Annotated in this window: 6 protein-coding genes; 2 read left to right on the top strand and 4 right to left on the bottom strand. The window is 41.5% G+C overall.

The features are described 5' to 3' along the window. Positions 1 to 97: 97 nt before the first annotated feature. Genes hemG through pepQ form a run of 4 tightly spaced genes read right to left on the bottom strand, consistent with a single transcriptional unit; the run spans position 98 to position 4,099 of the window. Positions 98 to 622, bottom strand: a complete 525-nt coding sequence (gene hemG / locus AABS66_RS20180; protein WP_206086359.1) for a menaquinone-dependent protoporphyrinogen IX dehydrogenase — start codon at positions 620 to 622, stop codon at positions 98 to 100. Positions 623 to 670: 48 nt separating this feature from the next. Next, on the bottom strand, positions 671 to 2,122 hold the full coding sequence (gene trkH / locus AABS66_RS20175; protein WP_206086358.1) for a Trk system potassium transporter TrkH: 1,452 nt from the start codon (positions 2,120 to 2,122) through the stop codon (positions 671 to 673). Between the two features lie 28 nt (positions 2,123 to 2,150). Further along, entirely contained in the window at positions 2,151 to 2,765 is a 615-nt protein-coding gene (locus AABS66_RS20170; protein WP_206086357.1) for an IMPACT family protein, read from the bottom strand. Further along, complete coding sequence (pepQ, locus tag AABS66_RS20165) at positions 2,765 to 4,099, bottom strand: Xaa-Pro dipeptidase (protein ID WP_206086356.1); 1,335 nt, start codon at positions 4,097 to 4,099, stop codon at positions 2,765 to 2,767. Before pepQ ends, AABS66_RS20170 begins: the two co-directional genes overlap by 1 nt. A gap of 257 nt (positions 4,100 to 4,356) precedes the next feature. Here pepQ and fadB point away from each other — a divergent pair, with 257 nt between their 5' ends. After that, positions 4,357 to 6,549 carry a fatty acid oxidation complex subunit alpha FadB gene (gene fadB, locus AABS66_RS20160; RefSeq protein ID WP_206086355.1) on the top strand — a complete coding sequence of 731 codons (2,193 nt, stop codon included), beginning with the start codon at positions 4,357 to 4,359 and terminating at the stop codon, positions 6,547 to 6,549. Between the two features lie 4 nt (positions 6,550 to 6,553). Then, a complete protein-coding gene (gene fadA / locus AABS66_RS20155) occupies positions 6,554 to 7,720 on the top strand; it encodes an acetyl-CoA C-acyltransferase FadA (RefSeq protein WP_206086354.1) in 1,167 nt (388 codons plus the stop codon). The last annotated feature ends 65 nt before the right edge of the window (positions 7,721 to 7,785 follow it).

The raw sequence follows: 7,785 nt of genomic DNA, 5'->3' as shown, positions 1-7,785 counted from the left end.
CGAAAAAATCTCGCAAGTGTTTTTTTGATATTTTCCACTGATAGCTTAATAATTAAACAATTCGTATAAAAAAAATATAATTTGTTGATAAATCACACTATAGATTATCAAACTCAATCGCAAAGTATGAAACCTTCTCCCAATTGGTGTACTCAATTTCAGTATTAGGGTCTGTTGGCCCATCTGTCATTTTCATAATGAGACGGATCATTACTTTATCGAACCATTTATAGCGTGGGTAAAACAACGCCCCCGCAAAAACAGACTTCAATGCTGGCTTCCAAGGACAAACCTCCAGAAACTTACGCGTATAAGCATTTGTCTCTACTGTGTTCTTACCTTCTTTCCTTGCTGTTAGGTTCACTGCAAAGAAAGCGGTCTTCATTGAATTCAACTGGCTTTGATGAGAAGTCGCGAAACGCTGAAGTTTTTTATTGAAATGCCCATAACGGATAGAAGCCCCTACCAGCACCTTATCATAAGCAGATAAATTAAAATTTTGCTCTGTATTCAAATCGCGAATATCACATTCTCGGCCTAAGCTACGTAATTGCTCTGCTATTTTTAAAACAATTTTTTTTGTCTGCCCATCCGTACTGGAATGTAGAAGTAAATAACTCATTATCGTTCCTAGATTTTTATCATTTCTATATAGCAATATTGTACTGAATTACTCACGCCAAAACGTTGGAGTCAGTAACACTAATAAGGTAAACACTTCTAAACGACCAAATAACATAGTAACGACCAAAATCCATTTACCCGCTGGATTCATACTTGTGAAGTTATCCGCTACTGTGCCTAACCCTGGTCCTAAGTTATTCAATGTAGTCGCAATCGCAGAAAACGCTGAAAATTCATCGACACCTGTTGCGATAAGCAATAAGAGGCTGACAACAAAAACCAATGCATACGCTGAAAAAAAGCCCCAAACAGCCTCTATTATACGTTCAGGAAGTGCTCTTTGCCCAAGCTTGATGGTATAGACTGCATTTGGATGTACTAGTCGTTTTAGTTCGCGGGAACCTTGTAAGAACAATAATAAGATACGGATAACTTTTAAGCCGCCCCCCGTTGAGCCTGCACATCCACCAACAAATGCTGCACACAATAAAAGCATTGGCAAAAATAGCGGCCAACCAGAGAAGCTATCTGTCGTGAAGCCCGCCGTTGTGGCCATCGAGACAACTTGGAAAAAAGCCTGATCAAGTGTTTGACCAAAACCGCCGTAGACAGAGTGATACATCAATATCGCAGTACAAACCACTACGAGGACAAACTGGAAGCTGATAAACATCTTAAATTCAGGATCGCGCCAATAAATACCGAGGCTTCGCCCAGTTAAAACTGCAAAGTGCAAACCAAAGTTACACCCCGAGATAATAAGGAAAACACCAATAATGGTATTAATTGCGGGGCTATTAAAGTAACCGATGCTAGCATCGTGGGTAGAAAACCCACCAATAGCAATTGTTGAAAAGCTATGGGAAATCGCATCAAACACATCCATCCCAGCTATCCATAACGCAATTGCACAGGCTATCGTCAATAAGACATAGATAAGCCAGAGTGTTTTGGCTGTTTCCGCAATTCGAGGACGCATTTTATTGTCTTTCAATGGCCCTGGCATTTCTGCACGATAGAGCTGCATTCCCCCAACACCTAACAGGGGAAGAATAGCAACTGCAAGCACGATGATCCCCATCCCCCCAAGCCACTGCAACATTTGTCGATAAAATAAAATTGCTTTAGGTAAAGAATCAAGTCCTGTTAATGTTGTTGCTCCAGTCGTCGTTAAGCCAGAAAAGGATTCAAAAAAGGCATCCGTCACTGAAAGATTTGGCCTTTCAGAGAAAATAAACGGTAATGCTCCCACACTGCCCAATACGGTCCAAAATAAGACAACAATAAGAAAGCCTTCTTTCGCTTTTAATTCATGTTTGCTATTACGCGTAGGTAACCATAAAAATAGACCAATTAATAATGCCGTAACGAAAGTCTGGCTGAAGGCTCGCCCTGCACCATCGCGATAAATTAACGCGACAATACCAGGAATAACCATGGTAAAAGAAAAAATGATGACAAGCAGCCCGACAATACGGGTTATTGCACGAAAATGCATTCGGCAGGTTCCTTGCTAAAGCGATTGACTATTCCGATTCTGGCGTGAGCGCTAAGGCACCACGGCTTATATCGCGTAATTTATCATTGACTTCCTGCTCAAGGGTAGCAGGAATTGTAATTTGCAAAGCAACAACTTCATTATAATCACTGTGCAAGATCACGCCATTGACCTGAGCAAGCAGCTGTTCTATTGCATTAATTAGCGAATAATCACACACTAAATTAAACACTTTTTGTGGGACTTTGGTTTGTGTCGATAGTATTTTCAGCGCTTGTTGTGCGCCATTACCATAAGCTTTAACTAGCCCACCAGTACCTAATTTGATCCCACCAAAATAACGCACAACCACACAAGTGATTTCCCCTAGTTGACTACCTAAGAGCTGCGCCATAATAGGTTTACCAGCCGTCCCTGTAGGTTCCCCATCATCGGAAAAGCCCAATTGTTGAGAATCGTCAGGGCGGCCAGCAACGAATGCCCAGCAATGGTGCCGAGCATCGGGGTATTGTGCTTTAATCGATTGAATGTAATCTTTCGCCGCTTCAATACCCTCGGTATGAGCTAAGTAAGTAATAAATCGGCTTTTTTTAATTTCTTCTGTAAAAGAAATCGTTTCTGCCGGTATTAAATAAGGTTTCATTAACGTAAATGCAGGTCTCGAGTCATATTTTCGATACGGTTAGCATGGATCACGATATTATCTTCAATACGAATACCACCGTATGGCTTAAAGAACTCAATTCTATCCCAATTAAAATGCTGACTAAACTCACCCGCTCTCCACGATAAAAGCAGAGATTCAATGAAGTAAAGACCTGGTTCGATAGTTAACACCATTTTGGGTTCTAGAACACGAGTACAACGCAAGAAAGGATACATTTTTGGTGCTGCAAGATGTGTCCCATTGTCGTCTTGCATAAATCCAGCTGCATCATGGACCTGCAGACCTAATGGATGCCCTAAACCATGAGGTAAAAATGGTGTAGTTAAACCATTCTCAACCATTGATTCTTCACTAATACCATTAACAATATCATGTTTCACAAGGATTTTTGCTATACGGTGATGCATATCCACATGGTAATCAGTGTAACGAACGCCCGCTTTAATTGTGTCGATAAGAGAAAGCTGCTCTTTATTAACGTCCGCGACTAATTCAGCAAATTCATCCTTGCCTTTTGCTGCATACGTTCTCGTGATATCAGCCGCATAACCGTTATATTCGGCGCCTGCATCAATCAAGAAACTCCGTAATTCAGCAGGAACGGATTGCTGTAATTTAGTGTAATGGAGCACTGCTGCATTTTCATTCAATGCAACAATATTGCCATACGGCACGTTAGTATCACGGTGGCCTGTTGATTGTAAGTAGCTGACATTAATATCAAACTCACTCATTCCAGCACGGAAGGCTTCCAATGCAGCAAGATGGCCATTTACCGCCATTTTTTGCGCTTCACGCATGCAATACAGTTCGTAGTCTGTTTTATAGGCACGATGAAAATGGTAATAATCTAAGACTGGCTTCGGATTAATATTATCTAAAGAGATGCCTAAAGATTCGGCTCTTGCTGCCGCTGAACCAATATAAGCAACATTCTCTTTTGGTAAACTGGCCAGGAACCCTTTGATATCATCTGCATTTTTTAGATGAATCAGTTCGACATCTTTCGTCCAAAAGCCATTTGGAAGTGGCTCAACACTGTGCCAATAATCAACGGGTGAGTAAAACCATAATTTAGGTTTATTAACGCCGTCAACTAATAACCAAGAGTGGGGGACATCCGTAACAGGAACCCAAGCCTTAAAGTGCGGATTAACCTTAAATGGGTAGTCACTATCATCAAGAAAGATGCGAAGTGGTTCACCCGAATGAATCAATATGGCATCTAATTTGCTGCGCTGTAAGACTTGCTGAGTTCTGTTTTGTAACGTTTTAATATGATCAGCGTAGAGTGCAGTCAGTTTTTCCATTTCCTTCAACCTTTCAGCATTAATTAGAAAATTCAAGCTTATCACGTTCTGTTCTTAACGGATATGCACTCCGTTGCAAATCCAAACTAATTAATTGATAAATAATAAAAATATCATTTTAAAACAACAGTATTTCACTTAATTGCTGTGACCAAGATTCCAAATTTGTTATTAACCGTTTGCAATTAATTAACATTCTAGTCACACTAAAATCATCTGGTCGTACCAGATAACTTTTTCATGTAAAGGAGAACAGAATGCTTTATCAAAGTGAAACAATCTATATTCAATGGTTGAAAAAAGGTATTGCAGAACTGGTTTTTAATTCACCAGGGCCAATCAATAAGTTGGATACCCACACCGTTGCTTCACTGGATGAAGCCGTGTCTGTTCTTGAGCGTCAACCTGATCTGCAAGGTGTTATTTTCCGCTCTGACAAATCTGCTTTTATTGTCGGAGCTGATATCAAAGAATTTCTCTCATTATTTGAAGCACCGAAAGAAACCCTCAGTGAATGGCTGAAATACGCTAATAGCATCTTTAATCGCATTGAAGATCTCCCTGTTCCTACAATTTGTGCAATCAATGGTTATGCACTTGGTGGCGGCTGTGAGTGTGTTTTATCAACAGATTTTCGTATCGCATCCCCTGATGCTCGTATTGGTTTACCTGAAACGAAACTTGGTATCATGCCAGGGTTTGGTGGCTCTGTTCGCTTGCCAAGGTTAATTGGTTTAGATAGCGCGCTAGAAATTATTACTGCAGGCAAGGATGTCAGCGGGCCTCAAGCACTCAAATTAGGGTTAGTTGATGCCGTAGTTGAAACCGAAAAATTGCCACAATCTGCTTTAGCCATTATTGAATCAGCCATTGCGGGTAACATGAATTGGCAGAAGAAGCGTCAACCTAAACTGGCCCCTCTTCAATTAAGCCCACTTGAGCAGACCATGAGCTTTAATGTTGCGAAAGGCATGGTGTATCAAGTTGCAGGAAAACACTACCCAGCACCAATGGCGGCAGTCAATACCATCGAGAAAGCAGCGAATTGCACTCGCGATGAAGCGCTAAAACATGAAACAGCAGCTTTTGTCCCTCTCGCTCACAGTGATGTTGCCCGTTCATTGGTCAGTATTTTTCTTAATGATCAACAAATTAAATCCAATAGTAAAAAACTGGCTCAAAATGTTAAAGCGCCAACTCAAGCCGCCGTTTTGGGTGCAGGTATTATGGGTGGAGGGATAGCTTACCAATCCGCCAGTAAAGGTGTGCCAGTTCTAATGAAAGACATCAATGAGAAGTCTTTAGATCTTGGTATTGAAGAAGCCCAAAAACTGTTAAATAACCAGTTTGAGCGGGGGCGCATTAGTGCAGCTAAAATGGCAACAACTTTAGCCGCAATCCACCCTTCATTATCTTATAATGGTATTGAAAATAGCCAAATTATTGTCGAAGCTGTGGTTGAAAATCCCAAAGTAAAAGCCGCCGTGCTATCTGAAGTGGAATCACTTGTTTCACCAGAAACGATACTGGCATCTAATACTTCAACAATTCCAATTTCCACATTGGCTCAATCCTTAAAACGCCCTGAAAACTTTTGTGGAATGCACTTCTTCAACCCTGTACACCGAATGCCTTTAGTGGAAGTTATCCGCGGTACACAAACGTCTGACGATACTGTCGCAAAAGTCGTTGCCTATGCGAATAAAATGGGTAAAACACCAATTGTGGTGAACGATTGCCCAGGTTTCTTTGTGAATCGTGTTCTATTCCCTTATTTTGCAGGTTTCAACTTATTACTCCAAGATGGCGCGGATTTCAAAGAGATCGACAAAATCATGGAAAAAGAATTTGGCTGGCCGATGGGCCCTGCTTATTTACTTGATGTCGTTGGTATCGACACCGCCTTCCACGCTGAACAAGTGATGGCGCAAGGTTTCCCTGAGCGAATGAGTAAAACGGGTAAAAATGCAATTGATGTGATGTATGAACAACAGCGTTTTGGCCAAAAGAACGGGAAAGGCTTTTATCAATACGAAAAAGATAAAAAAGGGAAACCTAAAAAAGTCAATGACCCACAAACTGATGAACTACTGAATTCTATCTGCAAAGTTAAGCGTTCATTTACGAAAGAAGAAATTATCGCTCGAATGATGGCACCAATGATAAACGAAGTCGTTCGTTGCTTAGAAGAAGGCATAATCCAAAGCCCTGCAGATGCAGATATTGCACTAGTTTATGGCTTAGGCTTCCCTCCATTTAGAGGTGGCGTGTTCTGTTATTTAGACACAATCGGTAGCCAATCATACTTAAAAACTACGGAAGTATTAGCATCATTAAGCCCGCTTTATCAGGCTCCTGAGGGCCTAAAAGCAAAAGCGATGACTAATGCTACCTATTACCCACAACCGCCTGTTGTGGCTATTGATCTCAAAAAAGTTGCGAGGGGTTAATTTTATGGAAAACGTCGTCATTATTGATGGAATACGCACACCAATGGGCCGTTCAAAGGGTGGAGTATTTCGCCATGTTAGAGCTGAAGACCTTTCTGCGCACCTTATGAACGCAATTTTTGAACGCAATCCTAATGCAAGTAAAAAAGAATTAAATGACATTATCTGGGGATGTGTACAACAAACTTTAGAACAAGGTTTTAATATTGCAAAAAATGCCGCTTTATTAACGGATATTCCCCATACAGTGCCTGCTGTCACGGTTAACCGCCTTTGCGGTTCATCAATGCAGGCGGTACATGATGCGAGCCGGTTAATTATGACGGGTGATGCAAATTCAGTCTTAATTGGTGGTGTGGAACATATGGGGCATGTGCCTATGACACATGGCATCGACTTTAACCCTAGACTTACATTGCGAGTAGCAAAAGCCGCAGGAGCAATGGGGTTAACCGCAGAAATGCTAGCCAAAATGTACAAAATTAGTCGAGAAGAACAAGACGCCTTTGCACTTAGGTCTCACCAACTTGCCGCTGCTGCCACAAAAAATGGAAAGTTCGCCAATGAAATCGTAGCTATTGAAGGGCATGATGCTGATGGGAATCTTATTTCCGTAAATTATGACGAAGTCATCCGCTTAGACGCGAGTCTTCAAGGGTTAGCCGCCCTTCGCCCTGCCTTTGATCCTGTAAATGGTACAGTAACTGCGGGGAACTCATCTGCTTTATCAGATGGCGCATCCGCCATGTTACTTAGTAGCGAAAGCTATGCGAAGCAACATGGCATAAAACCGAGAGCTAGAGTCAGGGCAATGGCCGTTGTTGGCTGTGATCCATCTATTATGGGATTTGGCCCTGTTCCTGCGACTGAAATGGCGCTAAAACGAGCAGGCTTATCTTTAAATGATATTGATATTATTGAGTTAAATGAAGCATTCGCGGCTCAATCCATCGCATGTTTAAAAGGACTGAATATTGCTGAAAGCCTCATTGATGAGAAGGTAAACCTAAGCGGAGGGGCTATTGCGCTGGGTCACCCATTAGGTTGCTCTGGAGCAAGGATCACTACAGCATTACTGAATCAGTTAGAGCAAAAAGATAAGCAATTTGGTTTAGCCACAATGTGTATTGGTTTTGGTCAGGGTATCGCCACAATTATTGAACGAGTTTAATACCCCTTTCGTCAAACATTGCATTTTGTCGATGTTCCCGCCTAGTCAGGGGCGGGTTTTTTTTG

The organism is Providencia sp. SP181, from assembly GCF_050446505.1.
Classification (GTDB): Bacteria; Pseudomonadota; Gammaproteobacteria; order Enterobacterales; family Enterobacteriaceae; genus Providencia; species Providencia vermicola.
This window is presented reverse-complemented; position numbering and strand designations above follow the sequence as displayed.

Bases quoted from the DNA above. Each gene is read 5' to 3' on its own strand.
- fadA (WP_206086354.1), top strand. From the start codon at position 6,554: ATGGAAAACGTCGTCATTATTGATGGAATACGCACACCAATGGGCCGT.
- trkH (WP_206086358.1), bottom strand. From the start codon at position 2,122: ATGCATTTTCGTGCAATAACCCGTATTGTCGGGCTGCTTGTCATCATT.
- hemG (WP_206086359.1), bottom strand. From the start codon at position 622: ATGAGTTATTTACTTCTACATTCCAGTACGGATGGGCAGACAAAAAAA.
- fadB (WP_206086355.1), top strand. From the start codon at position 4,357: ATGCTTTATCAAAGTGAAACAATCTATATTCAATGGTTGAAAAAAGGT.
- pepQ (WP_206086356.1), bottom strand. From the start codon at position 4,099: ATGGAAAAACTGACTGCACTCTACGCTGATCATATTAAAACGTTACAA.
- AABS66_RS20170 (WP_206086357.1), bottom strand. From the start codon at position 2,765: ATGAAACCTTATTTAATACCGGCAGAAACGATTTCTTTTACAGAAGAA.